The 26,232-nt window shown below is 58.6% G+C and carries 25 protein-coding genes; 17 read left to right on the plus strand and 8 right to left on the minus strand.

Going from position 1 to position 26,232, the window contains the following annotated elements; all coding sequences use genetic code 11:
- Nucleotides 1-17: 17 nt before the first annotated feature.
- From mfd to KQI26_RS00855, 3 genes are read left to right on the plus strand one after another with little or no spacing between them, the layout of a single operon-like run.
- The gene (gene mfd / locus KQI26_RS00845) at nucleotides 18-3,551 is read left to right on the plus strand and encodes a transcription-repair coupling factor (RefSeq protein WP_253292572.1); all 3,534 of its coding nucleotides are present in this window, start codon (nucleotides 18-20) and stop codon (nucleotides 3,549-3,551) included.
- Complete coding sequence (locus tag KQI26_RS00850; protein WP_216502753.1) at nucleotides 3,548-4,516, plus strand: SurA N-terminal domain-containing protein; 969 nt, start codon at nucleotides 3,548-3,550, stop codon at nucleotides 4,514-4,516. The genes mfd and KQI26_RS00850 overlap by 4 nt, the downstream gene beginning before the upstream one ends.
- 56 nt (nucleotides 4,517-4,572) lie before the next feature.
- Entirely contained in the window at nucleotides 4,573-5,013 is a 441-nt protein-coding gene (locus tag KQI26_RS00855; RefSeq protein WP_216502754.1) for a hypothetical protein, read from the plus strand.
- Between the two features lie 64 nt (nucleotides 5,014-5,077).
- On the opposite strand, the gene KQI26_RS00860 is transcribed toward KQI26_RS00855, so the two are convergent.
- From KQI26_RS00860 to KQI26_RS00870, 3 genes are all read right to left on the minus strand, one after another.
- Nucleotides 5,078-6,115 (minus strand): aldo/keto reductase, encoded by a 1,038-nt coding sequence (locus KQI26_RS00860; RefSeq protein WP_216502755.1) that lies wholly within the window; start codon nucleotides 6,113-6,115, stop codon nucleotides 5,078-5,080.
- Between the two features lie 306 nt (nucleotides 6,116-6,421).
- Nucleotides 6,422-7,237, minus strand: a complete 816-nt coding sequence (locus tag KQI26_RS00865; RefSeq protein ID WP_216502756.1) for a DUF4358 domain-containing protein — start codon at nucleotides 7,235-7,237, stop codon at nucleotides 6,422-6,424.
- A 115-nt stretch (nucleotides 7,238-7,352) separates the two neighbouring features.
- Nucleotides 7,353-8,375: a hypothetical protein gene (locus KQI26_RS00870; RefSeq protein ID WP_216502757.1), complete on the minus strand. Its 1,023-nt coding sequence runs from the start codon at nucleotides 8,373-8,375 to the stop codon at nucleotides 7,353-7,355.
- A gap of 274 nt (nucleotides 8,376-8,649) precedes the next feature.
- Between KQI26_RS00870 and rimP the strand changes: the two genes are divergently transcribed.
- The 13 genes from rimP (at nucleotide 8,650) to KQI26_RS00935 (ending at nucleotide 19,823) form a co-directional block, all read left to right on the plus strand.
- Nucleotides 8,650-9,117, plus strand: coding sequence for a ribosome maturation factor RimP (gene rimP, locus KQI26_RS00875; RefSeq protein ID WP_216502758.1), 468 nt, complete (start codon nucleotides 8,650-8,652; stop codon nucleotides 9,115-9,117).
- 22 nt (nucleotides 9,118-9,139) lie between these two features.
- Entirely contained in the window at nucleotides 9,140-10,258 is a 1,119-nt protein-coding gene (nusA, locus tag KQI26_RS00880) for a transcription termination factor NusA (protein WP_216502759.1), read from the plus strand.
- Between the two features lie 51 nt (nucleotides 10,259-10,309).
- Nucleotides 10,310-10,591, plus strand: a complete 282-nt coding sequence (gene rnpM / locus KQI26_RS00885) for an RNase P modulator RnpM (RefSeq protein ID WP_118746472.1) — start codon at nucleotides 10,310-10,312, stop codon at nucleotides 10,589-10,591.
- Entirely contained in the window at nucleotides 10,581-11,003 is a 423-nt protein-coding gene (locus KQI26_RS00890; protein ID WP_118746471.1) for a ribosomal L7Ae/L30e/S12e/Gadd45 family protein, read from the plus strand. The genes rnpM and KQI26_RS00890 overlap by 11 nt, the downstream gene beginning before the upstream one ends.
- A gap of 3 nt (nucleotides 11,004-11,006) precedes the next feature.
- Nucleotides 11,007-13,340, plus strand: a complete 2,334-nt coding sequence (gene infB, locus KQI26_RS00895) for a translation initiation factor IF-2 (RefSeq protein ID WP_216502760.1) — start codon at nucleotides 11,007-11,009, stop codon at nucleotides 13,338-13,340.
- Nucleotides 13,341-13,452: 112 nt separating this feature from the next.
- Nucleotides 13,453-13,830: a 30S ribosome-binding factor RbfA gene (gene rbfA / locus KQI26_RS00900; RefSeq protein WP_118425429.1), complete on the plus strand. Its 378-nt coding sequence runs from the start codon at nucleotides 13,453-13,455 to the stop codon at nucleotides 13,828-13,830.
- Nucleotides 13,808-14,767, plus strand: coding sequence for a bifunctional oligoribonuclease/PAP phosphatase NrnA (locus KQI26_RS00905; protein WP_216502761.1), 960 nt, complete (start codon nucleotides 13,808-13,810; stop codon nucleotides 14,765-14,767). Before rbfA ends, KQI26_RS00905 begins: the two co-directional genes overlap by 23 nt.
- The gene (truB, locus tag KQI26_RS00910; protein ID WP_216502762.1) at nucleotides 14,760-15,668 is read left to right on the plus strand and encodes a tRNA pseudouridine(55) synthase TruB; all 909 of its coding nucleotides are present in this window, start codon (nucleotides 14,760-14,762) and stop codon (nucleotides 15,666-15,668) included. Before KQI26_RS00905 ends, truB begins: the two co-directional genes overlap by 8 nt.
- Before the next feature lie 9 nt (nucleotides 15,669-15,677).
- Nucleotides 15,678-16,604, plus strand: a complete 927-nt coding sequence (ribF, locus tag KQI26_RS00915) for a riboflavin biosynthesis protein RibF (protein WP_216502763.1) — start codon at nucleotides 15,678-15,680, stop codon at nucleotides 16,602-16,604.
- Nucleotides 16,591-18,096 carry a M20/M25/M40 family metallo-hydrolase gene (locus KQI26_RS00920; RefSeq protein ID WP_216502764.1) on the plus strand — a complete coding sequence of 502 codons (1,506 nt, stop codon included), beginning with the start codon at nucleotides 16,591-16,593 and terminating at the stop codon, nucleotides 18,094-18,096. The genes ribF and KQI26_RS00920 overlap by 14 nt, the downstream gene beginning before the upstream one ends.
- Entirely contained in the window at nucleotides 18,093-18,965 is an 873-nt protein-coding gene (locus KQI26_RS00925) for a ComEC/Rec2 family competence protein (protein WP_216502765.1), read from the plus strand. Before KQI26_RS00920 ends, KQI26_RS00925 begins: the two co-directional genes overlap by 4 nt.
- On the plus strand, nucleotides 18,946-19,182 hold the full coding sequence (locus KQI26_RS00930; RefSeq protein WP_216502766.1) for a DUF3006 domain-containing protein: 237 nt from the start codon (nucleotides 18,946-18,948) through the stop codon (nucleotides 19,180-19,182). Before KQI26_RS00925 ends, KQI26_RS00930 begins: the two co-directional genes overlap by 20 nt.
- 350 nt (nucleotides 19,183-19,532) lie before the next feature.
- On the plus strand, nucleotides 19,533-19,823 hold the full coding sequence (locus KQI26_RS00935) for a hypothetical protein (RefSeq protein WP_216502767.1): 291 nt from the start codon (nucleotides 19,533-19,535) through the stop codon (nucleotides 19,821-19,823).
- Nucleotides 19,824-20,224: 401 nt separating this feature from the next.
- Here the strand turns inward: KQI26_RS00935 and KQI26_RS00940 are convergent, their stop codons facing one another.
- The 5 genes from KQI26_RS00940 to KQI26_RS00960 form a co-directional block, all read right to left on the minus strand.
- On the minus strand, nucleotides 20,225-21,814 hold the full coding sequence (locus tag KQI26_RS00940) for an amidohydrolase family protein (RefSeq protein ID WP_216502768.1): 1,590 nt from the start codon (nucleotides 21,812-21,814) through the stop codon (nucleotides 20,225-20,227).
- A 42-nt stretch (nucleotides 21,815-21,856) separates the two neighbouring features.
- Nucleotides 21,857-22,417, minus strand: coding sequence for a haloacid dehalogenase-like hydrolase (locus KQI26_RS00945; RefSeq protein ID WP_118746461.1), 561 nt, complete (start codon nucleotides 22,415-22,417; stop codon nucleotides 21,857-21,859).
- A gap of 24 nt (nucleotides 22,418-22,441) precedes the next feature.
- Complete coding sequence (locus tag KQI26_RS00950) at nucleotides 22,442-22,696, minus strand: hypothetical protein (RefSeq protein WP_216502769.1); 255 nt, start codon at nucleotides 22,694-22,696, stop codon at nucleotides 22,442-22,444.
- Nucleotides 22,697-22,818: 122 nt separating this feature from the next.
- Complete coding sequence (locus KQI26_RS00955) at nucleotides 22,819-24,021, minus strand: hypothetical protein (RefSeq protein ID WP_216502770.1); 1,203 nt, start codon at nucleotides 24,019-24,021, stop codon at nucleotides 22,819-22,821.
- Nucleotides 24,022-24,051: 30 nt separating this feature from the next.
- Nucleotides 24,052-24,714: an HD domain-containing protein gene (locus KQI26_RS00960; RefSeq protein WP_216502771.1), complete on the minus strand. Its 663-nt coding sequence runs from the start codon at nucleotides 24,712-24,714 to the stop codon at nucleotides 24,052-24,054.
- A 245-nt stretch (nucleotides 24,715-24,959) separates the two neighbouring features.
- Between KQI26_RS00960 and KQI26_RS00965 the strand changes: the two genes are divergently transcribed.
- Nucleotides 24,960-26,189, plus strand: coding sequence for an MFS transporter (locus tag KQI26_RS00965; RefSeq protein ID WP_216502772.1), 1,230 nt, complete (start codon nucleotides 24,960-24,962; stop codon nucleotides 26,187-26,189).
- Nucleotides 26,190-26,232 lie beyond the last annotated feature (43 nt).

The raw sequence follows: 26,232 nt of genomic DNA on the forward strand, positions 1-26,232 counted from the left end.
GAACGGGGGATAGCCTTATGGAGAAAAACATGAAAGAACTGCTGCAAAGTCTCAATGCCCTGCCGGAATATCAGGGGCTGAAACAGGCCCTGGCCGAAGGGAAGAAAGCCGTTTCTCTCTACGGTGTCTCCCCGGTGCACAAGGCCCATTTTGCCGCCGCCCTGCAAAAAGACACCGGCCGGCCGGTGGTGATGGTCAGCCGGGATGAAGAAAGCGCCCGGCGGCTGGCCGGGGATTTTTCCCATCTGTCCGGCCTGCCTGTCTCCCTGCTGCCCGGACGGGAATATGTGTTCCACAATGTGGAAGGCGCCTCCCGGGACTATGAACACCAGCGTCTGGGGGCCCTTTATACCTTTTCCCATGGAAAGCACCCGGTGATGGCGGCATCCATCGAAGGACTGATGATGGCCTGCATTCCGCCCAAAGCTCTGGAACAGGCGGCCATCTCCCTGGAGCTGGATAGGGAAGTGCCCCTGGAACAGCTGGAGCAGGCCCTGGTGGCCGCAGGCTATACCCGCTGCCTTTCGGTGGAGGGAAGCGGCCAGTTTTCGGTGCGTGGCGGCATTGTGGACATTTTCCCTGCCGGGGCCACTTTGCCGGTGCGTGCGGAATTTTTCGGAGACACCGTGGATTCCCTGGGCGAGTTTGATCCCCAGAGCCAGCGGCGGCTGCAAAATGTGGAAAAGGCGCTGATCCTTCCCGCCCGGGAAACTCTGCCCCAGCTGTACGAGGGGGGAAAGGAAGCGCTGGCCCAGCATCTTCTGAAGCTGGCCGGGCACAAAAACACCGCCCCCGCCTTGCGGAAAAACCTGGAACAGGACGCCCAGCGGCTCCAGCAGGAGGGATTGTTCCCGGCCTGTGACCGGTATCTGCCCCTGATCTATCCCGGCTTGCCCACTGCCCTGGACTATCTGCCGGAAAACACCCTGGTGATTCTGGACGATACTCCCGCTTTGCGGGAAGGGGGGAGCGGTTTTGCCTTCCGGGTGAGTGAGGATGTGGCAAGCCTTCTGGAACAGGGATGCCTGATTCCTTCCCACTGCACCTTCTCCCTCAGCTTTGAGCAGGCTCTGGCCCGGCTGGAAAGCCTGGGACTGGTGGCGATGGACTCTTTCCTCACTTCCTCCGGCGGACTGTCTCCCGACGCCATCTTTTCCCTGACGGCCAAACAGCTGCCCCCCTACGGCGGCAGTCTGGAAACCGCTCTGGGGGATATCCGCACCTACCTTTCTCTGGGCTATCAGGTCTGCGCCCTCACCGGCGGCCCCCAGCGACTCCAAAACATGGCCCGGCTTCTGGCGGAAAATCATATTCCCTATACCACCGATTTTTCGGAGCGGGATCATGTATGTCTGCTGGAAGGGTCTTTGTCTGCCGGGGTGGAGTATCCCTCCATCTCCCTGGCCATTTTGTGCGATGGAGCCATTCTCCAGCGGCGGCGGGACGGCGTCCCCCGGAAAAAGACCAGCAACCGGGACCGGGTCAAATCCTTCAGCGATCTGACCCCGGGGGATTATGTGGTCCACGAGCACCACGGCATCGGCCGCTTCGTGGGCGTGGAGCGCATCCAGAGCGATGGAGTCACCCGGGATTATCTGAAGATCGCCTTTGCGGGCAGCGACTTTCTCTATGTGCCCGCCACCGCCCTGGACCTGGTGAGCAAATACATCGGCGCCCCGGAAGATGCCAACATCCGGCTCAGCAAACTGGGAGGAACCTCCTGGGCCAAGACCAAGGTGCGGGCCAAGAAGGCCGCCCGGGATCTGGCCGATCAGCTGATCAAGCTCTATGCCGCCCGCCGCAGCACCCCGGGCTTTGCCTTCCTGCCCGACGACGACTGGCAGCGCAGCTTTGAAGAGGCTTTCCCCTACGATGAGACCGAGGACCAGCTCACCTGCACCCGGGACATCAAGAAAGATATGGAACAGCCTCATCCCATGGACCGGCTGCTGTGCGGAGATGTGGGCTTTGGCAAAACCGAAGTGGCCTTCCGGGCCATTATGAAATGCGTCATGTCGGGAAAACAGGCCGCCATGCTGGTGCCCACCACCGTTTTAGCCCGGCAGCATTTCCTCACCGCCCTATCCCGTTTTTCCGGCTATCCCATCAAGATCGACACCCTCAGCCGCTTCCGCACCCCCAAAATGCAGAAAGAGACTCTGCGGATGCTCCATTCCGGGGAGATCGACATCGTCATCGGCACCCACCGGATGCTCCAGAAGGATGTGCACTTCAAGGACCTGGGCCTTTTGGTGGTGGACGAGGAGCAGCGCTTCGGCGTGTCCCACAAAGAACAGATCAAGGAAATGGCCCATCAGGTGGATGTGCTCACCCTCACCGCCACCCCCATTCCCCGCACCCTGAACATGGCCCTGTCGGGCATCCGGGATATGTCAGTGCTGGAGGAGGCCCCCCACGACCGGCAGCCGGTGCAGACCTATGTGCTGGAATACGACCAGGGGGTGATCTGCGATGCCATCCGCAAGGAGCTGGCCCGGGGCGGGCAGGTGTATTACCTGCACAACCGGATCGATTCCATGGACAAAGCAGTCTCTTTCCTTCAGCAGCAGTTCCCCGAGGCCACCATCGGCATTGCCCACGGCAAAATGAGCGAGCACGAACTGTCCTCGGTGATGACCCGCACCTATAACGGGGAAGTGCAGATTCTGGTGTGCACCACCATCATTGAAACGGGCATCGACATCGCCAACGCCAACACCCTGGTCATCGAGGATGCCGACTACATGGGCCTGGCCCAGCTCCATCAGATCCGAGGCCGCATCGGCCGCTCTCACCGGCGGGCCTATGCCTACCTCACTTACCGGCGGGGAAAGGTGCTGTCGGAGATCTCCCAGAAGCGGCTTTCGGCCATCCGGGAATTTGCCGAGTTCGGCTCCGGCTTCAAGATCGCCATGCGGGATCTGGAGATCCGGGGCGCAGGCAATGTGCTGGGGGCCGAACAAAGCGGCCATATGCTGTCGGTGGGCTACGACCTGTACCTGAAACTGTTGGAAGAGGCAGTGGCCGAGGCCGGTGGCCAGACCCGTCCGGCTTACACCGAATGCAGCGCAGACCTGCTCATCAGCGCCTCTCTGCCCCAGAACTATGTGCCCGATTCCGGCCAGCGGGTGGACCTTTACCGGCGCATCGCCCTCATCCGCAGCCGGGACGATTACGACGATATGGTGGATGAGATGCTGGACCGGTACGGGGATGTGCCCAAGCAGGCTATGAACCTGCTGGAGATCGCTTTACTCCGGGCTCATGCCGGTCAGTGCGGCATCAGTGAGATCAACCAGCGGGACGGCCGGTTGATGTTCTCCTTCTCGCCCCGGGACATTGCCATCGCCGGCATCCTGTGCTCCCATCCTTCCTTCAAGGGACGGATGCTGCTTTCCGCCGGGGCCGCCCCCTATCTGTCCCTGATGATGGGCAAAACCCAGAATCCCCTGGAAGAGGCCAAAAAGGTGGTCTCGTCCTTTTTCGAGCTATATCAGGAACAAAACCGTGATACCATAGAGAAAAACAGCCCCACGGAGGATAAAAAATGAAGAAATACCGGAATATTCTGTGCTGTCTTGTGGCGCTCTGCCTTTTGGGAGGCTGCTCTCCCAGCCCCACCGCCATTGTGGTGGGGAAAAACAAGGTGGATGCCGCTGAACTGGCTTTTTATTTGGAATACAACCGCCTCAACCTGCAATCCCAGGACGGCAGCACCGAAGAGAAGGATGCCGATCCCTCCCTGGAGGAAGCCAAGGAAGCCGCTCTGGAACAGATCGTCACCGCTGAGATCGTGCGGCAGCAATGCGGCAAGCTGGGCCTGGAGCTTTCCAAAGAGGAAAAGGAAGAGCTGGAGCAGAACAAGGACGAGCTGATCGAAGCCCAGGGAGGCACGGCGGGATACCTGAAATCCCTGCGCCAGTCGGCCATGGCCGACCGGGTTTATGACAAATTCCAGGAAAACACCCTTTACTATGACAAGCTCTACGATTACATGGTAGGGGAGGGAGGGGAATACTCCTTCTCCGATGTGGGGCTGCGGCAGTTTTTCTCAGAAAATTATGCCACCGTTCAATACATCCGCCTGGGCTTTTCCTCCGCTCCTGAGCGGGGCATGGACCGGGCCCAGACCATTCTGGAACAGGCCCAGGTGCCCGGCGCTGACTTCGCCCAGATGGTGGCCCTCTACAACGACGACCCCTACATGACGGAAAACATCCAGGGTATCGTCATGACGGCTTCCCAGTGTGAAAACTCGCCCCAGTTTGAAACGGTCTTTGATCTGGAAGAAGGGGAAATCACCGGCGTGCTGGTGGGCACCGATGGTTATTACATCGTCAAACGCCTGCCCCTGGCCGTGACCTATTATGACGACAACCAGGAGGCCATTTTGCAGGAGGCCCGGGATGTGCAGTTCAATGAGCTTCTGGAGGAATGGACCGAGGAAGCCAGCGTGCGCACCACCGACATCTATAAAAAGATGGATTTTGACAACCTGTGGGACTATGTGGAGTAGTTCAAAGCCGCCCTTTTGTGGGCGGCTTTGTTTTCTAGGCGGAGGGCTCCGATCCCATGCCGGAATTCCGCTATTCTCCGGGGGCTGCTCTTTCCTCCGCTGTGCCCGACGGCAGTCTGTTTGTCCCTGAAACCTGGACGCCCTATATGGACCAGGCTCTTCTGGATGTGGATGGGGACGGTACCAAAGAGGCCTGCTGCCTGTGCTATGGCCCCACTTCCGGAGTGTTCCCCTTCGCTCTGACCGCCTTGGAAGAAGACAAGGTGGAATATTTCAACATCTATTCCTGTGATTTTGCTGCCTTCTCCTTCGGAGAAAACCATGAGGCTCCCACGGTGCAGGCCGTATCCCAAAACGGCTCCGTTGCCTTTTTCACCATCGCTGCTCAGGGAAAGGATCTGCTGCTGATGCAGGGTGACCAATCCTTACCTCTGTGGGGAGATGCACAGGATCAGGGAGTGGATTCTCCCGATCTTTCCTATTGTATCCGCCGATAAAAACAGCCCCTTGGCATACACATGCCAAGGGGCTGCAGACTGTCTGTATTTAATTTGCAAAATATCAATCAATGTGATCGGTGTAGCCCTTTTCCTTGCGGAACTGCTTCCAATCTTCCAGGCTTTCCCGCAGCAGCTGGGTACAGTTGAGGCCATAGGGGCACTTGCTTTCACAAGCGCCGCAGCGGCGGCAGTTTTCCACCTTTTCCATCTCCTTGCACCATTCCTCGGTCATGTACTGCTGCCAGGGAGAACGGCGCAGCAGCTGGGGCAGACGGGCGATGGTGTTGATCTGGATGCCTTCCCGGCAGGGCATACAATAGCCGCAGCCACGGCAGAAGTTCCCGGCCAGCTCCTTCCGGTCCTTTTCGATGACGGCCTGGAGCTCGGGGGTCATGGTGATCCCCTGCTGGGCGCAGTCCAAAAATTGCTGCAATTCCTCTTTTTTCTGAATGCCCCAGATGGGCACGGCGTTGGGAATCTGCTGGAAGAAGGCATAGGCCGCCTGGGCACAGGTGATCAGGCCACCGGACAGAGCCTTCATGGCAATGAAGCCCACATCCAGTTTGCCGCACAGGTCGATGAGGTCGATGTCCTCCTGGGGAGAAATGTGGGACACGGGGAACTGAACGGTGTCATACAGGCCGCTCTTGGCCGCCGCTTCGGCCACCGGACGGCGGTGGGAGGTGATGCCGATAAAGCGGCACTTGCCCTGTTTCCGCGCCTCCTCCAAAGCGGCATGGATGCCGTCGGGGTCCTGGGGATCGGGGAGGGAAGCGATATTGTGCAGCTGGAGGATATCCACATAGTCGGTGCGCAGGTTTTTCAGGCTGGTGTCCAGATCGTCCAGCACCTGCTGCTTGGTCTTGCCCTGGCTCTTGGTGGAAATCACAATGGAGCTGCGGCGATCATGGAAGGCCGCGCCCAGCTTTTCCTCACTGTCGGTGTAGGCTCGGGCGGTATCATAATAATTGATGCCAGCGTCATAGGCCATGTGCAAAAGCTCCATGGCGCTCTTCTGATCGATGCGCTGAATGGGCAGGGCGCCGAAGGAATTTTCAGTGACCATCAGGCCGGTGCGCCCCAGTTTTTTCATCTTCATAGACCATCTCTCCTTTTCTGCTGTCCGGGCCTTCGGCCCGGTTTCTTCTGGGGGATATGATTGTTTCCATTATACCATAGCTGCAAGTCCAGGCAGACTTGCACGCCGCCAATGCGGCGTAAAATTGGCTTTGCCGATTTTGGCTATGGTGTAACATCAACAGCAGTCGTTTTGTGAACAAAACGACTGAATACGCAGTATCCTGCCGCACATGTGCGGCAACTGTTGATATTATACCACTTTTTTTACCGTGAGGAAATGGGCAAGAAAAAAGGCGTGCCCCATGTGGGACACGCCTTCTGGCGCTTATACCATCTTTTCAAAACTGGATGCAATGGCCGAGGCATTGCTGCCGATGACCATGCACACATAATTGCCCTTGGTGCGCACCACGGCTTTTTTCGCGATCTCATACTGGGCCGGATCGTATTGCTCAAAGGTGCGGGCTACATCGTCGGCCCGCTGGCGCAGGGCTTTTTCCACGCTGGCGGTGCTGCCGCCAGCCTTCACCTGAAACACGGCGATCTCGCTGGCTGTGGTTCCCATGGCCGGTCCTTTGACACAGTAGCTCTCCATCTGGGACAGATCGATGCCGCCGTAGAGGGTGCTCACCATGCTGTTATAATCGGTCAGATCGCCCATGGAATGCTGGCTCAGCAGGTTGGAAACCACCTGACTGGCGGTCAGAGCAGGCTGGGGCTTCTCCTCCGGCTGCTGCGGCTCTTGGGGCTGCTGAGGCTGCTGGGACTGGTTTCCGCCGCCCTGGGAGGGTCTACTTCCGCCACCCTGGCTTGTGTTGCTGCTGCCCTGGCTGGAAGAGCTGCCGCCGCCCTGGGGCTTTTGGGTAGAATTGGAGGGTTTTTCCGAAGAAGTGTTGTCCGCATTCTGATTGGACACCGGTGTGTCGCCGTCGGAGTTTTCCCGCTCATCTGCGGGGACCTGGGTGTCTTCCGGCTCCTTGTCTTCCTCCGGATCTGTCTCCTCGTCCTTCTCCTGCTCCTCTTTCTGCTGCTCCTGCTGGTTTTGCTCTTCTCCCTCGTCTTTGGGGGGATTGGATGTGCATCCCTGCAAAGGAATCATCAGCGCCAGCATCAGCGCCATAAGCCACGTCCATCGTTTCATCTGTGGTCCTCCTCGTTCCAGGAATTATTTTCTGGCCTTTGGACGAAGGGGGACAGAAAAAAGTTCCCCTTTTCCCATTCTTTTTTCAGAAAGAGGAAAAGGGGAACAAAAATTTTTACCAACCGTAGGTGCGATAGCCGGAGGGGCTCATAAACTGATTGAACAAGGGGCTGGTGATGGACACCGCCTCCAAGGCAAATTCCAGAATGAAGCCGCAAAGAACGGCGCTCACCCCCATAGAAAGGGCGAAGAACAAAAGGGAACTCCAGCAAAAGCGGCCGCCCTGGGCTGGAGCGCACAGATGATGCACCGTATGGAACATCAGAAAAATCCAGCTGAGGAAGGCCAGCATGGCCAGAGCCGCCGAAGCCCACAGGGAAACATAGAGCAGGGGAATGGCAATAATCAGCAAAATGGAAGGCAGAATCGAGCTGAACACCACGGTGAGGAATGCACTTTGCAGATCCATGGCGCCTTTGACGGCCTTACCCAGCAAAAACAGCCCCAGAGTAAAGACCACCATCACGCCCAGCGGCAGCAGCACGCCTCCCAGAATGGCCCGGGGCAGATCCAGGGTGATCTGGCCGCCAGTATTGGCCATGGACAGCATAGAGGACAACTGATTGAGATAATAGGCCAGTTCCCGCAATCCCTGGCACAGCCCTAACACAAAAAAGGCGGCAAAGGAAACCAGAGGCAAGATCAGATAGAGCACCCCCAGCGGCAGGTCGTGGTGGCGGCAGGCGGTTTCTATCGTTTGCGCGGGAGCGTGGAAATAGGCTTTGAAAAAGGGAATGAAGTTTTCAAAAGCCAGCGTCAGCCGGGAAGGGTACCGGGGTGCAGGCGCTGGCTGGGAAAAGGCAGGATCAACGCCCGGCGGAGGCGGAGGCGCCTGGGTGGTATTTTCTTCCCTTGGCTCGTCCGGCTGGGAAGGGGAAGGCTCTTCCTCTTTAGTCTGCTGCTCCATGGCCTGAGGGGCGATCTGGGGGGCGATGGGTCTTTCTTCCGGTTCCGGCCGGGGCATATTCCCCTCGGTTTCCCCCTGTTTTTTCTGATGTTCCAGCAGAACACTCTGGGGGCAGGTGCAGCTTTCCCCTTCCGCCAGAGTGCGTCCGCAGTAAGGACAGATTTTTTCCATAAGGAACGGCTCCTTTCCAGGTGCTTTCCAAAAAGAGAAGCAACCCTTGCTGCTCTTATTATAATAAATTCCAGCGCTTCAAATCAAGAATAAGCTGTGAAACCCCTATGAAAAAACCGTGAACGAGGGTGGTTTTTTGGGAAATACCCCCGGCAGCTCTTGCTTTTGACAAAGGAGAATGGTATACTATGTATGTTTTATTCGTAGAGTGTAACGCTGAGAGTGGGGTGACCCACTCTTTCTTATTGAAAAGACCAAAATAGGAGGGATGGATATGCAGACAAAGGTGCTGCTGGAAAAGGTGAATGCCATGTGCCGTGAGCCTGTGGCCCATCGTGGCCTGACTCTATGGGATGTGACTTTCGAAAAGGAAGGGCCCCGGTATCTGCTCACCGTGGTGGTGGATAAGGAAAGCGGTGTGGACATCGAGGACTGCGAATATGTCAGCCGGGCCATCGACCCTCTGCTGGATGCGCCGGAATATAGCAGCCTGCCCCCCTATACCCTCTGCGTCTCCTCCGCCGGCATGGAGCGGGCGCTGCGCCGGCCGGAACACTTCCAGTGGGCTCTGGGCCGCCGGGTGGAGCTTTCTTTTTATAAGCCCCATGACGGCCAGAAAACCAAGGTGGGCGTTCTGGAAAACTATGACGGCGATTCCCTGACAGTGGACGGGGCCTGCTATCCCATGGGGGATGTGGCCGGCTGCCGGGAATATTTTGATTTTACATCCATCAAAGGTTGAAGGAAAGAAGGAGAAGGCAGAAATGAACGCTGAACTGATGCAGGCCCTGACCGATCTGGAAAAGGAAAAGGGCATCAAGAAAGATTATATGCTGGACCGCATCGCCCAGGCTCTGGCCGCCGCCTACAAGGCCATCTATAAAAAAGACGCCCAAAGCGCCGCTTTGGATAATGTATTTGTGGATATCCACCCGGAAACCGGCGCCATCGCCATGCACGCTGTCAAAACCGTGGTGGACGAAGTGCTCAACCCGGCCACCGAGATCTCTCTGGAGGAAGCGCTCCAGTATTCCTCCAAGGCCTCTGTGGGCGACGAGATCCGCATCGACATCGACGCCAGCAAATTCGGCCGCATCGCCACCCAGACGGCAAAGCAGGTGATCATCCAGGGCATCCGGGAAGCCGAACGGGGCATGGTGGCCGATGAGTTTGCCTCCAAAGAGCACGAAATCCTCAACGGCACCGTCACTCGCATCGATCCCCGCTACGGCACGGTGATCCTGGAGCTGGGCACCGGAAGAGAAAAGACCGAGGCCATCCTCCCTGCGGCCGAGCAGGTGAAGAACGAGACCATCCGGGAAGGCCAGCGGCTGAAGGTCTATCTGGTGGAAGTGCGCCGGGGCGTCAAAGGCCCTCAGATGATCATTTCCCGCACCCATCCGGGACTGGTCAAGCGGCTGTTTGAGCTGGAAGTGCCCGAGATCCATGACGGCACCGTGCTCATCAACTCCATTGCCCGGGAAGCGGGCAGCCGCACCAAGATCGCCGTATCCAGCACCGATGAAAATGTGGACCCCATCGGCGCCTGCGTCGGCCCCCGGGGTTCCCGTGTGGCCAGCATTGTGGAAGAGCTCCAGGGCGAAAAGATCGACATCATCAAATATTCCGACGATCCGGTGCAGTTTGTGGCCGAGGCTCTGTCTCCGGCGGATGTGCTGCTGGTCACCCCCATTGCCGACGGCAAAAGCTGCAGCGTAGTGGTGCCTGACGACCAGCTGTCCCTGGCCATCGGCAAGGAAGGACAGAACGCCCGTCTGGCCGCCAAGCTCACCGGCTGGAAGATCGACATCAAACCCCAGTCCCAGGCCCTGGAAAAGGCCCTGGCCGACGCCGCTGCGGTGGCCGAAGAAACGGAAGAATAAAAAGCAAGGCCCCCGGGAGAATCCCGGGACAGAAGACAGGAGGAGGGTATCATGCCAAAAAAGATCCCGGTGCGCCAATGCGTGGCCTGCCGTCAGCAAAAGGAAAAACCCCAACTGGCCCGGATCACCCGCACGCCCCAGGGGGATATCGTCTATGACCCCAAGGGCAAGGCCCCCGGCCGGGGCGCCTATCTGTGCAAAAGCGTCTCCTGTCTGGAAAAGGCCATCAAGAGCCGGGCGCTGGCCCGGGCGCTGGATTGCCAGATCCCCGATGAGGTCTATGACACTCTGCGGCAGCAGCTGATGGAGGAAGGGGCCCAGGATGGAGAATAATCTTTTGGCCTTTATCGGCCTGATGAAAAAGGCGGGCAGCCTGGCCATCGGCGGCGAAAACGCCTATGATGCCGCCCGCACCCATAAGGCACGGCTGATGGTGCTGGCCCAGAACGCCGGAGACAACACCATGGGCCAGGCCCAGGCCGTGGCGAAACAATACCAGGTGCCCCACATCACTCTCCCCTGTTCCAAAGAGGAACTGGGCGGCGCGCTGGGGATGCGGGAATGTGCGGCTTTCGCCGTCACCGACACCGGTTTCGCCCTGTCCCTGTGCCGCAAATGCCAGATGGAAGAGACCGCCCAGGCCCTCTCAGAGCGCCTGGCCCGGGAGAAAAAACGGAAACAGAAGAAGATCGACCGGGCCCAGGGCAAAGGCGCCGGTTCTCACAGACGCAAAGGGGGAATATAACCTATGATGATAAAATACCGGGTAAGTGATGTGGCCAAGGATTTTGGCCGCCCCAACAAGGAGATCGCCGAGATTCTGGGCGATTATCTTCAGGCGCCCAAAAGCAATGCCCAGGCCCTGAAGGAGCCGGAGCTGGATGTGATCTTTGAATATCTGACCCAGAAGAACCAGGTAGAGAGCCTGGATCAGGTCTTTGCTCCCGCCGCCGAAGCCGCCCAGAAGCGGCGCCAGGAATCGGAAAAGCGCATCCTGGAAAAGCAGCAGAAGGAGCAGCCCAAGACCCAGAAGGCCGCCGAGGCTCCCAAGGAGCAGGGAAAAGTTGTCATCGAGCAGCAGCCCGCTTCCTCCGCCAAAGGCCCCCGCACCACCCGTGTGGACACCCGTGGCAACTCGGTGGACCTTTCCAAATACGATGAGCGGATGGATCAGCTGGTTCCCGAGCGGGCCCAGAAGATCAACAACACCCCCCAGGGCAAGCAGAAGATCAAGCGCCAGGCCGACCGCCGGGGCTTTGTGAGCAACAAGAAGCGCCAGGAGGAGCAGGAGCGCCTGCGCCGCCTGCAGATGCAGGAAAAGGCCAAGAAAGTGCAGCTGAAAGTGCTCATCCCCGATGAGATCAATGTGGGTGAGCTGGCTGTACGGCTGAAAAAGACCGCTGCCGATGTGATCAAGCAGCTGATGAAGCTGGGCGTCATGGCCAATGTGTCCCAGAGCGTGGACTTTGACACTGCCAGCCTTGTGGCCGAGGAATTCGGCGCCAAGGTGGAGCACGAAGTCATCGTCACCATCGAGGAAAAACTCATCGACGACAGCACCGATGACGAAAAGAACCTGCAGCCCAGACCTCCTGTGGTTGTGGTGATGGGCCATGTTGATCACGGCAAAACCTCCCTGCTGGACGCCATCCGTCATGCCCATGTCACCGAAGGGGAAGCCGGCGGCATCACCCAGCACATCGGCGCCTATCAGGTGCAGCTGGACGACCGTCTGATCACCTTCCTGGATACTCCCGGCCACGCCGCCTTTACCTCCATGCGGGCCCGTGGCGCTCAGGTCACCGATGTGGCCATCCTGGTGGTGGCCGCTGACGACGGCATCATGCCCCAGACAGTGGAAGCCATCAACCACGCCAAAGCCGCCGGTGTGCCCATCATCGTGGCGGTGAACAAGATCGATAAAGAAGGCGCCAACCCCGACCGTGTGCTCCAGCAGCTCACCGAGTATGAGCTGGTTCCCGAAGAGTGGGGCGGCGATACCATTGTGTGCAACATCTCGGCCAAGCAGAATATCGGCATTGAGAACCTGCTGGAGATGGTGCTGCTCACCGCCGACATCCTGGAGCTGAAGGCCAACCCGGACCGCCGGGCCAAGGGCACCGTCATCGAAGCCAAGCTGGACCGGGGCCGCGGCCCTGTGGCCACCATCCTCATCCAGAACGGTACCCTGCACACCGGCGATATCGTCATCGCCGGCAAGACCGTGGGCCGTGTGCGCGCCATGACCGACGACCGTGGCCGCAAACTGGACAGTGCCGGTCCTTCCATGCCGGTGGAGATCATCGGCCTTTCCGAAGTGCCGGATGCCGGTGACCTGTTCTACGCCGTAGAGGACGAGCGCATGGCCCGTGAGCTGGCCGAACAGCGGAAAACCGAGGAAAAAGACGAAAAGGCCAAGATGCAGGAAAAGATCACCCTGGAAAACCTGTTCAGCCACATCAAAGAGGGCGAAGTCAAGGACTTCAACATCATCGTCAAGGCCGATGTGCAGGGCAGCGCCGAAGCGGTCACTGCATCCCTGCGCAAGCTGTCCAACGAGGAAGTACGGGTGCAGGTCATCCATTCCGGCGTAGGCGGCATCAACGAATCCGATGTGATGCTGGCCGCCGCCTCCGGCGCCATCATCGTGGGCTTCAATGTGCGTCCTGAGCCGGCCGCCGCCGACAGCGCCGCCCGGCAGGATGTAGAAATCCGCACCTACCGGATCATCTATGACTGCCTGGAGGAGATCGAGTCGGCCATGAAGGGCATGCTGGCTCCCAAATTCCAGGAAATGGTCATCGGCCACGCCGAAGTGCGCCAGACCTTCAAGGTCTCCGGCGTGGGCACCATCGCCGGCTGCTATGTCACCGACGGCAAGGTGCAGCGGGCCGCCCAGGTTCGTATCGTGCGGGACAACATCGTCATCCACGAAGGCGTGCTGTCCACCCTCCGCCGCTTTAAGGACGACGCCAAGGAAGTGTCTTCCGGCTATGAATGCGGCATGAGCTTTGAAAAATACAACGACATCAAGGAAGGCGATGTGATCGAGGCCTTCGTGATGGAAGAGATCAAGCGGTAAAAAAACACCGTTTTTCACCGATCCCCGCGGGATAATTCTATCCCGCGGGGATACTGGAAAGAGGGGACTTTTCCCCGGAAATTTTCATTATTACAGGAAAGGGGGCTTTTTTATGCCTTCCAACCGAATCGGCCGTATCAACGAAGAAGTGATGCGGGAACTGGCCCGGCTGCTGCCCACCGTCAAAGATCCCCGTCTGGGCGGCGGACTGCTCAGCATCGTCCGGTGCGAAGTGACCAATGACCTGCGCTGGTGCAAGGTCTATCTCAGCACCCTAGGCCAGTTTGATATGAAAGAACTGAAAAAGGGCCTGAAATCCTGCTCGGGCTATCTGCGGCGGGAGCTGGCCCACAGCCTGAGCCTGCGCTATACCCCGGAGCTGGTGTTTGTTCTGGACGACTCCATCCAGGAGGGCGCCCACATCAACCAGCTGCTCCATCAGCTGCCCGAGCTTCAGGAGGAACACCATGACGACGCTGACGCTGAATGAAGCCGCCGATTTTCTCCGGCAAGGGGATGACTTCCTCATCCTCACCCATGGCCGCCCCGATGGGGATGCCATCGGCTCCGGCAGTGCCCTGTGCCGTCTGCTGCGGGGACTGGGAAAGCAGGCTTTCCTTCTGCCCAATGAGGACCTGACGCCCCGGCTGGACTTTTTGTGCGGCGATCTGCTGGCTCCCGAGGGCTTTGTGCCCGGGGCCGTGGTGGCCACCGATGTGGCCACCCGGGAGCTTTTGTGCAAAAACGCCGCACCCTTTGGGGATCGGGTGGATCTGTGCATCGACCACCACCCCTCCAACACAGGCTACGCCAAAAACACCCTGTTGGACGCCAGCTGTGCGGCCACCGGAGAGCTGATCTGGCTGCTGGGGGAAACGCTGGGGTATTCTCCTGCGCCCGCTTTCTGCGATGCTGTTTACACCGCCATCTCCACCGATACCGGCTGTTTCTGCTATTCCAACACTACACCCCAGACCCATCGGATCGCCGCTTTGTGCATGGAAAACGGGGCGGATTTCTCCCGCCTGAACCGGCAGCTTTTTGAGACAAAAAGCTGGAAGCGCATCCAGGTGGAAAACCATGTGTTCCAGAACATCCAGCTGTCGGCCCAAGGGAAGATTGCCGCAGTATGCCTGACCAAGGAAGCTCTGGACCGGCTGGATGCCACCAAGGATGAGCTGGACAACCTGTCGGCCCTGCCCCGGCAGATCGAAGGTGTGTGCTGCTCCATCCTGCTCAGTCAGGTAGGCCCGGGCCGCTTCAAAGGCTCGGTGCGCACCGATGCGCCGGTGGATGCCTCCCGTCTGTGCGCCCGTTTCGGCGGCGGCGGTCATGCCCGTGCGGCTGGCTGCACCCTGGAAGGGGAGGGGGAGGACTGCCTTTCCCGGCTGGTGAAAGCCGCCCAGGAGGAACTGGGTTATGTATAATGGCATCCTGCTTTTGAACAAAGAACCGGGTTTCACTTCCCATGATGCGGTGGCCAAGCTGCGGGGCATCCTGCGCTTCCGCCGCATCGGTCACGCCGGCACCCTGGACCCTATGGCCCAGGGTCTGCTGGTGATGCTGCTGGGCAAGGCCACCCGGGCCAGTGAATATGCTTCCGGCGCCGAAAAGGAATATATCGCTGATTTTATACTAGGAGTTGAGACCGATACCCAGGACACCACCGGCAATGTTTTGGCAGAAGCGCCGGTGGATGTGACAGAAAGGCAGCTGCGGCAGGCCCTCTCTTCCTTTGAAGGTGGATATGATCAGGTGCCTCCCATGTACTCCGCCATTCAAAAGGACGGGGTGCGCCTTTACGACCTGGCCCGCAAGGGCAAGGAAGTGGAGCGGGAGAGCCGGTTCATCGCCCTGCCTCTGCTGGAGCTTTTGTCCTTTGACCCGCCCCGGGGGAAACTGCGGGTGCGCTGCTCCAAGGGCACCTATATCCGCACTCTGTGCCACGACCTGGGCCAGCGTCTGGGCTGCGGTGGCGCCATGAGCGCCCTGACCCGGGTGCAGGCCGGAGATTTCTCTCTGGAAGACGCTCTGACTTTGGGGGAAGTGGAGCAGCTGGTCAAAGAGGGTACATTGCAGCAGCACATCCTGCCGGTGGACAGGCTCTTTGCCTCCCTGCCCGCGGTTACCCTTACCGAAGAAGGGGCCAAGCGAGCCCGCAACGGCGCCCACGCCGCTCAGAAGCATCTGCTCTCCGGGGCGATCCCCCCGGTGGATTCCCTGTGCCGGGTGTATACGCCGGAAGGGGAGTTTCTGATGACCGGCAAAGGTGGTCTGCTGGACATGGGGCCACCCGCCATCTTCTGCCATAAAATCTTTGGGGAATGAGGAAACGGTATGTCCCGCCAAGAGAAAGTGATCTATGCCCTGGGCTTTTTTGACGGGGTGCATAAAGGCCACCAGGCCATTTTGGAGACCGCCCGGCAACTGGCCCGAGAAACGGGGATGCGCCCGGGGGTCTTTACCTATGAAAACCACCCCCAGAGCGTGGTGGGCGGCAGCGCGCCGCCTCTTCTCACCACGCCGGAGGAGCGGAGGGCCCTGTTCGCCCACTACGGCATGGAGGAGATCGTCATGATCCCCTTTGATGCCCATTTTTCTGCCCAAAGCCCGGAGGAATTTCTCCGGATGCTGACAGAGGATTACCGCTGCGGCGGCCTGTGCTGCGGGGACAACTTCCATTTTGGCGCCAAAGCGGCGGGAAACGCCTCTTTGCTCCTGGAACTGTGCCAGAAACTGGGGCTTTTTTGCCGGGTGGCATCGCCAGTGCTAGAAAAGGGCAAAACGGTCAGCTCCACTTTGATCCGCACCCTTCTGCGGGAAGGGGATGCTCAGGAAGCATTCCGCTGTCTGGGTCGGCCCTTTTCCCTGGCCGGGGAGATCGTCCACGGCGACGGACGGGGCCACCGTCTGGGGATTCCCACCATCAACCTGACCCCGCCGGAGGGGGCTCTATGGCCCCGGGTGGGCGTCTATGCCACCCTGACCCAAATGGAAGGGGGCGAAACCTGGCCCTCTCTCACCAATGTGGGGATGCGTCCCACCTTCCGGGCCCAGGGATCTCCCACCATGGAAACCCACCTCACCGGCTTTCAGGGTGACCTTTACGGCCGCCGGGTGCGGGTATGGTTCTGGGCCTATCTGCGGGAAGAGCAGAAATTCGAAAACGCCACCCTTTTGGTGGAGCAGATCGCAAGGGACACCAAGAAAACCCAGCAGCTCCTCCAATCCTTAGACCGGAGTGATATCTATGACCTTCCTTAATGACCTGTGGGCTTCCTTTCAAATTTTTTCCGGCAACTTTACCGACCGCTACGGCCTGTGGGTCAACGGCGCTCTCCTTCTGCTGGTGCTGGCCGCTGTGGGGCTGTTCCTGTGGCGCAGCATCCGTCTGGGGCGGCGGGTACGCCACACCGAGGCCCAGCTCAATCTTCCGGAACCTTCCAAAAAACAAAATGAGGAATGGTGCCGCAAGCTCTCCCAGGCGGTGAGCTTCCCCACCGTCACCGGGGACAAAGAAGCCATATCCCAGTTCCGGAGCTGGCTGAAAGAAAGCTTCCCTCTGGTTTTTTCCCGGCTGCGGCTGCTGGACTGCCCGGGGGATGGGCTTCTGTTTCAGTGGCGCTGCCCGGAAAAAGGAAAAAAGGGGCCGGTGCTGCTGTGCGCCCACATGGATGTGGTGCCCACAGAGGGCCAGAACTGGACCCATCCTCCCTTTGAAGGAGAAATCAAGGAAGAAACCGTCTACGGCCGGGGCGCTCTGGACTGCAAAGGCACCCTTTGCGGCATTCTCCAGGCGGTGGAAGAGCTTTTGCAGGATGGGTTTGCTCCAGGCCGGGATGTGTATCTGGCCTTTGGCTGCGACGAGGAGACCGGCGGCAAAGAGGGAGCTGCTCAGATCGCCAAGCAGCTGAAGATGCGTGGACTGCACTTTGATCTGATCCTGGACGAGGGCACTCCCATCAGCACCGCTCACCTGGGGAAAGAAAATTTCCCTGCCGCTCTTCTGGGTGTGGCGGAAAAGGGCCAGGCCACTTTCCGGCTCACCGCCCGGCAAAAGGCCGGTCACGCTGCCATGCCGCCCCAGCACACGGCGGCGGGGTATTTGTCCGAGGCCATCTGCCGCATCGAAGCAGCCCCCCTCCACAAGCGGCTGCTGCCGGTGATGCAGCAATGCCTGCTGTTCTCCGCCCCGGCCATGGGGAGTTTGCAGCGGGCCATGGTGGCCAATCTCCCCTTTACCCGTCCGCTGCTCTTCCGGGGCACCCGGCACAATCTGCAGCTTTCGGCTTTGTTCCATTCCACCTTTGCCGCCACCTGTCTGGAGGGTGGCAGCGCACCCAATGTGCTGCCGGAGACGGCTTCCGCTCTGCTCAATGCACGCATCCTCCAGGGGGACACTGGGGAAAAACTGCTGGAATACCTGCGTTCTTTGCTGGATGACCTGCCGGTGACCATCGAAATGGTTTCCTGTCAGGACCCCTCCGCCATCACCGATACGGCCGGAGCGGGCTATCAGCTGGTAAAGGGTGCGGTGGAGGAGACCTTTGGCCGCCTGCCCTGCATCCCCACCATCATGCCTGCCGGCACCGATACCAAGCATTATCAGGAATTTTCCGATCACATCATCCGGTTTATCCCTCTGGCGGTAAGTGATGCCACGCTGAGCGCCGTCCACGGCCCCGACGAGCATTTGTCCTGCCGCAGCTATACCGCCGGTGTGATCTTCTATGAGAACCTTTTGAAAAAACTATGAGAAAACTAGTCAAACACAAACTTCGCCGCGCCATGTGGAGTCTGGCCTGCCTTGTGGCCGCCGGGATTTTTTACGGAGGGATGCAGTTTCTGCCTTCCTCCACACCCCAGACCCCCGATGGAGAGCTGGCGGTGCATTTCATCGATGTAGGCCAGGGAGACGCCATTTTGCTCTCCTGCGATGGGGAAACTGCTATTGTGGATGCGGGTACGCCCCAATGTGAAGAAGATCTTCTTTCCTATCTCCAAAGCCAGAACATCGGCAAACCCAAGTACATTTTTGCCACCCATCCCCATGCCGACCACATCGGCAGCATGGCGGCGGTAGTGGATACCTTCGGCTGCGAGAATTTTATCATGCCGGAAATGGTCAGCTACACCCGGACCTTTGAAAACATGCTTTCCAGCGTGGAACAGGCCGGGTGCCAGACGGCCTACGGCGTAGCCGGAGACACTTTCACTCTGGGAGATGCCCAGCTGAAACTTTTGTGGCCCACCGAGGGCTTTGATGCCTCCGATCCCAACGAAATTTCCCTGGTGCTCCAGGTGACCTATGGGGAATATTCCTTCCTGCTCACCGGTGACGCAGGAAAAGATGCCGAGGAAGGATTCCTTTCCCAGGTGCAGCCGGTGACAGTGCTCAAAGCCGGACACCATGGCAGCGACACCTCCAGCACAGAGGCCTTTTTGCAAAAGGCCCAGCCGGAATATGTGGTCATCAGCGTGGGGGCGGGCAACAGCTACGGCCATCCTTCTCCCGCCATGCTGGAGCGGCTGGACGAAAACTGCCAGGTGCTGCGCACCGATGAAAAAGGCTCCATCGTCTTTACGGTAAAGGAGGGCGAGCTTCATGTGTCTACCGCCCGATAGCTATGTGCTGGACCGGTTAGAGGGGGATGTGGCCGTGCTGGAAGGACAGGGGCGCACCTGGGATGTGCCCGCTTCCGCCCTGTCGCCTGATGCCCAGCCAGGAGATACCCTCCGGTGGGATGGAACCCATTTTCACCGGGACACGCAGGACACCCTGGCCCGAAAAGCGCGCATTGACAGCGCCATGAACCGGTTGTTCGGAAAAAAAGACCGGTGATACCGCTTTTTCTCTCTTGACAAAGAGAGAATGGCGTGGTACAGTAAACCCACAATCAAACAAGGAAAGACTTTGACAGAGACAGTACGCTTTGGTAGGAAAGGCCCAGCGAACCGGGGACAGTGGGAGCCCGGTGCGAGTAATCCATAGCGGAAGATCCCTCTGGAGTCGCAGGCTGAACGGGGTGTTCCCTTAGTAAGTGATGCCGGTTTCCCGCCGTTATCCGGGGCGCATATGTTGGTATGTTGTAATGGGTGGTAGAACGAAAGCAAAGCCTTCGTCCCGTTTCATACGGGCCGAAGGCTTTTTTGTTTCCCCTTTGCACATGACCGGAAAGTGAGGAAAAGAAAATGAACGCTGAAACAGTCAATGTCAAGTTTGCAGACAGCCTGAAGAGCTGGAACAAAGGGGAACGGTTGGAGGTGCCTTTGGTGCTTTCCCGGGAAAGCCGGGAGCAGATCGCCCTGTTCGGTCTGGAGCCCTTTATCGACCAATGCCGCCAGAGCTTGGAGGGAATGCTGGGGCTGCGGGGATTCCAGCTGGCCCCCTGCGGCGGTCGAGGCCCCCGGGGCGAAAAGCGGCTGTCCTTCCGCCTGGGCGAGCGGGAAGGCTATGTGCTCCTTTCTCCTCTGGAGAGCTGAGTCTCGGGGCTGGTATTCTCTCCGGGTTCTTCCGCCAATAGAAGAAATTTTTCCATGCATTGAAAAGAGGGTGCTTTTCCAAAGAAAGCACCCTCTCAGACTGTCGAAAAACCTATATAACGAAAAGGGTCGTCCGCCCTACCCCTATAAATCCGCAAAAAGCCGCGACCTGTGCGTGGCTTTTTGCACTTCTCAAGGGCGGGGCGCCCCGCTGGTCCGGTGGCCGGACGGCCATACTTTCTTTGCCTTTCTGCATCGGACCTGCCCAGCGCGGGAGCGCAGTATGGGAGCGGAGACACTCCGCCAGCCCCTTGCAAAAACTCGAAAAAGTGGCCTAAGCCACTTTTTCGACACGCTCAGAGGGTGCTTTTCCAAAGAAAGCACCCTCTTTGCCTGATCTGTTACCGTCCGGCCCGGATGACCTGACCGGCACAGGTTCCATTGTAAATATTGTCTTCTACCACTTTCTTCCCTGCGAGATACACCGCTTTTATTCCCTGGTTGGGCACGGTGGTATGATAATCGCTGGGGCATCCGATGGTGAGAGGATCAAAGACCACCAGATCGGCGTCAAAACCCTCCCGCAGCAGGCCCTTGTTTTTCAGGCGGAAAAACTGAGCAGGCAGGGAAGTCATGCGCCGGATGGCTTCTTCCACTTCCAGCACGCCCAGGTCCCGCACATACCGGCCCAGGATCTGGGGGAAGCTGCCCACGATACGGGGATGGGTGATCTGTCCCGGCATGACCCCGCCGCCATCGGTGCCCACCATGGTGCGGCGGTATTGCAGCACCCGGATCACATCTTTTTCGCTCATCATGAAATAGATGCCGTCGGTGTCGAAATTGTCCTCCAGCAGCAGGTCAAAGGCAGCGTCGAAGGGATCTTTGCCCCATTTTTCCGCCAGTTCCGCCACTGTCAGCCCTTCCACCTCGGGATGGTTGGGGCTGCGGGAGATCAGGGTCCCGGCAAAACCAGCATTCTGGAAATTGCTTTCTTCCAGAGGGTTGACCTGCTCCATGGCCTTCCGGATCTCCTGACGGGCCTTTTTGTCCCGCAGCAGCTCCAGGGTGTGGGCCCGGCCCTGGGCCTGGAACTTCTGAGGGATATAGACCCCCAGGTAGGTGGCGCTGGCGGTATAGGGATACTGATCCAGCTCCACTTCCAGCCCTTCCCGGTTGGCCCGCTCGATGAGAGGCAGGGTGAGGGTGGTCTTATCCCAGTTCACCCGGCCTTTGGCCTTGTGATGGGAAAGAAGAGCCCGGCAGTCCGCTCTGCGGGCCACTTCGATCATATCCTCTACCGACTCCACCAGGCGCAGGGACTCCGAGCGCATATGAACGCTGAAGGACCGGTCATACCGGGCGGCTACCTTGGCCGCTGCCACCAGCTCATCCAGATCGGCATAGCTTCCCGGGGGATAGATCAGACCGAAGCTGACGCCCATGGCCCCTTCCTCCATGGCCTCTTTCAGCAGGCCCTCCATGTGGTCCAGCTCTTTCTTTGTCAAAGGCCGGTTCTGATTTTCCCCCTGGCAGACGATGGCGCGAATGGAACCATGGCCCACATACTGGGCCATATTCACTCCCAGTTTCATGCTTTCCATCTGGGCAATGGTCTTTCCATAGCTGGAAAGATAGTTCATGGAACCAACGGGCCGTCCCAGCTTTTCCTCCTCATGCCGCAGGCTGGCCGGGTCCTTGGGGGCATTGGATGTGCCGCAATGGCCGCTGATATCGGTAGTAATGCCCTGGCCCGCCTTGTTGTGGCTTTCCGGGTTGCCGAACACCGTCACATCGGCATGGGAATGGGCGTCAATAAAGCCGGGGGTCACATAATGGCCCTGGGCGTCCAGCACCTCTTCGGCCTGGCCCTCCGGGGGAAGAAGGCCTACAAAGGCGATCTTTCCGTCCTTCACCGCCACATCGGCCCGGAAAGGCGGGTTGCCTGTGCCGTCGATCACTTGGCCGCCGCGGATAATCCGATCATACATGGTTTTCTGCCACCTCTTTCTCACTGAATAAAAGTAATATGCTTACCAGGGGAGGATCTCGTCTCCCTTGACCAAAAAGGCCTTGTCCGACACCTGGGCCAGAGGCGTATCCGACCGGGAATCGGAGTAAAACTCCAGCATATGAAAATCCGGGGCATATTCCCGCAGACGCCGCACTTTCTCCGGCCCCCAGCAGTTTTCCCCGTGAATGACGCCGGTGTGCTTGTCCATGGGGGTGCCCATCAGTTTCTGTACCGGCAGGGTCTCAAAGACCGGCGCCAGGAGGAACTCCGGCGAGGCCGAGATGATCACATCCCGGCTGTGGTCCTTTTTCAGGTACCAGCCTTTCAGGTTTTTCCGGTGGCCCTTCCAGAAATCGGCCACCGCCTTGTCCACATCCTTCACATGGCGGAGATAGCCGAAAAGATGGGATTTGAACCGGGTCTTGGTGCAGATCCGCAGACCGAACAAAGTGCCCCAGAAAACAATGGCCGGCAGATGCAGCCAGGTTTTGGGGAAATGCCCCAGACACCAGAAGGTAAAGTGGGTGCTGCTGTCGCCCCGGTAAACGGTGTTGTCAAAATCATATCCGATGATGTCCATAGTGTCCTCGCATGGTGGGTATTTTTAAATCTGGTAGGTGATGTATACATACATGGCGCTGAATGTCATTTGGGTATTGGTCTGAAGGATACGGAAAGTGGGCCAGGCCCGGCTCATTTCCCGGATGAACTGATTGACCATCTGCTCCGCATAGGCCGGCTTCGTGCGGATCTGGTGCATATGGATACCCCGTTTCAGGGATTTGGGGCCGGTGATGTTCTCCTGCCGCCTCTGAAACTCCTTATCACGCTCAGACCTTACCGCCCGCACCGCAGCCATGGCACTGCGCCGCATTTCTTCGGGAGGAACACTTCATAGGGTTTTCCTCCTTTCCTATGGGGATGAAACAATCATACCCCATTGCCGCAGTTTCTGCAATGCTTTCTCCCTGGAAAGGGCCCTTATTCTGCCCCTTCTCCCCGGAGGAAGGGGGCGCACAACGCGGCAAAATCATCCCAGGCGGAGAGGGGAACGGTGCCCTGGCCCAGAGCATCGCTGCCGCCGCCTTTTCCCTCATGGGCCGGGAAAAATTCCTTCAGGGCCCGGCCCAGCGGCATCATCTTTTTGCTCTTTTTCTGGGCGGCGATAACCCCCAGGCTCTCACCCTCTGCAAAGCCCAAAGCCACAAAACGGACACCCCGGTGAATCAGATCGTCGCACAGCGCCTTGCCGTCCTTTTTATCCCAGCCCTCCAGCAGCTGGAGTACCGCCGGGAATGCTTCCTGCTCCGATGCCTTGCGGAACAGATTTTCCGCCGTCTGCTCCAGAAGCTGCCGCCGCAGCTTCTGGACGCTTTCTTCCAGCACAGGCAGACGGTGCAGAGCGTCGGCGATGTGCTTTTCGCAATCCTCCGGGCTTTCTTCCTCGGTGTATTTTCCCAGGCGAAGGGTGCGCAGATCCTGCTCTAGGGCAAAATCATGGGCCCGCTGTCCTGCGGCAAAATAGAGCCGGTAGGCTCCCCGCACCATTTTGCTGCCCACAAACCGCACCGGCCCCACAAGGCCGGTGGAGGGACAGTGGGTGCCGCCACAGGCATTTCGGTCAAAGCCCTCCACCTCCACCAAGCGGATGCGCTCATGGGGGGTGATCTTGCCCCGCACATCCATCTGGGCGGCCTGCTCCGGGGTATAGTACCGGCAGAAGATGGGCAGATCGGCCTTTACGACTTCTTCCACCCGGCGCAACAGGGCCAGAAGCTCCTCATCCTCCATAGGCCGCTGAAACTCGATGTGGCCCCAAGGGTCCTCCATGCGGGCGATGATGGTGAGATTCTGGAACAGCTGCCAGGCGGCGGCCGAGATCAGATGCTGGGCGGTGTGGTGCTGCATATGGGACAGACGGGTGCCCAGATCGATGCGGCAAAGCACCTCATCTCCCTCCGGGGCCTTTGGGAGAATGTGGCAGATTTCTCCCTCTTCTTCGTACACATCCAGCACCGGAATGCCCCCGATGGTGCCTTCATCGCATTTTTGTCCGCCTCCCCGGGGGAAGAAGATAGTCTGATCCAGAATCAGGCAGAATTCTTTTCCCTGAGGGCGGCACTCCTGCACATGGGCTAAAAGTCCCCCTTGCAGGGGGGCATCATCAAATATATGCTTTGTCATATCTTTCTCCCGTTTCTCTATTTGTATTTATCAAAGCAGCTGGGTATCGTTGATTTGCAGCTGGAACTGAAGCCTCAGAAATTCGGCGGCCTTGCGGCACATGAGCATCCGGGTGAGGAAAATTTCAAAATAATCCATCACTGCACTGATACCGGTGTCGATTTTCAAAGACAGGGTAATGGTCTTTCGGTCGGGGCTGATGGAAAGACCGGATGTGTACACCGCATAGTTGACCCGGTCATGAATGTCGGTGGCCACGGTACGCACGGCCCGCACCCGGGAGCGGCGCACATCGCTTTTGTCCGCCAGGATCAAAGCGGCAGACACCGGAGTGACGGCGGTGCCGGTACCCTCATCGTGATTGCCGATGGCGCAGATCACCTGGGCGATGTCCGCAGGGTCCATCTCCAGACGATTGAGGATCTGAAAGGCCATAATGGCGCCGGTCTGGGCATGGGAAGCCCGGTTGACGCAGTTGCCGATGTCGTGGAGATACCCGGCGATGCGGGCCAGGGTGATGGTGTGCTCATCATAGCCCATCTGCTCCAGGATCTGGGCGGCGGTGGCGGCACAGATGCCGGCATGGGCAAAACCGTGTTCGGTAAAGCCGATGACGCCCAAGGCGTCATTCCCCATCTGGAGATAGGTCTGCACTTCTTTATTTTCACGGATCTCTTCAAATGTGAGTTTCAAGTAAAAACCTCCTTTGGCCCCGAAGATCGGGGCATCCAGGGTTATTGTATCATAGAAATCCCCTGGAGAAAGGGCAGGTTTTGTAAATTTCCCGAAAAGCCGGTAAAAGTGCCCACTTACACTTCACTCCAAAGAAGGGAGAAACTGTGGAAAAAGACGATTTTTCCCTTCTCCGCTATGCGTCCATGTGGGAAAGGTATATAATGAATGTAAAAGATTTCTGAGAAGGGATGAAGGAAATGGGGATGAAAAAAGGCCGTATCTTTTACGGCTGGTACATCGTGGCCGCCGGATTTCTGGTGATGTTCTGTTCCATCGGCATCGTCAACAACTGCTCGGGGCTTTACATCAAGCCGGTGTGCGACGATATGGGCTTTTCCCGGGGAGCCATGGGGGGCAATATGACCATTCTGTCGGCCTGTCAGATGATCGTGGCTCTGTTTGGCGGAAAGATCTTTGTCCGCTTTGATGTGCGCAACATCATGCGCATCAGCTCCATCGCCCTGGCGGTGAGTTATTTTTCCTATTCCTTTGTCCAGTCTCTGCCCATGTATTACGCTTTGTCGGTGGTGCTGGGCTTCGCCATGGGCGGCATTGCCGCCATGCCCCTTTCCATCCTCATCGGCAACTGGTTCCGGGAAAGACGGGGCTTTGCCATCGGGGTGGCCTTTATGGGCAGCGGCATCGGCGGAATGCTTTTCAACGCCCTGGCCGGCCAGCTGATCACCACAGTGGGCTGGCGTCAGACCTATCGGGTGCTGGGCATCATCGCCTTCTGCATCCTGGTGCCGGTGTGCTGGCTGGTGGTGCGCACCCGCCCCTCCGACCTGGGACTTTTGCCCTATGGCCAGGAGAAGGAGAGCGGCAATGCCGCTTCCTTTGATGACCGGGGCATGACGGTACAGGAAGTGGTGCACACCGGCCGCTTCTGGGCATTGTGCCTGGTCACCGCTTTGGGCAATATCAGCCTGTGCGCTCTCAACCAGAATGTAACCCCGCACCTGTCGGACGAAGGATACAGCCTGCAAACCGCCGCCAATATCTCCGCCGTCATGCTGGGCGGCCTGGCCTGCGGCAAGATGTTCCTGGGCTGGCTCTATGACAAATTGGGAGCCCGCCGGGCCACCCTCCTGGCCAACTGCTGCACTGTGCTGGGAGTGACGGGCGCCTTTTTCTGCCGCTTCCCTGTGATGATCGCCGCCATTGTGGTGGGCTTCTCCCTGGGCAACGCCTTCGGCTCGGTGGCCAATCCCATCATCGTGCAGAGCATCTACGGCCGGAAAAATTACAGCGCCATTCTGGGCCTGGTCACCGCCTGCAACAATCTGGCCGGCGTATTCACACCGGTGATGATCGGTTCGGTCTACGACTATTTCGGCTCCTACAGCCCGGCCTTTGCCGCCATGATGTTTATTTCTTCCTGCTGCACGGTGGGTTACTTTATTCTGCTGGGCAAGCGGGTGGAATACGATTAAGCCGGGTGTTGACAAAATTTCTCCCTTTTTGTATACTCAAACA

The sequence above is a fragment of the Intestinimonas sp. MSJ-38 genome (assembly GCF_018917925.1).
In the GTDB taxonomy this organism is placed as follows: Bacteria; Bacillota; Clostridia; order Oscillospirales; family Butyricicoccaceae; genus Pseudobutyricicoccus.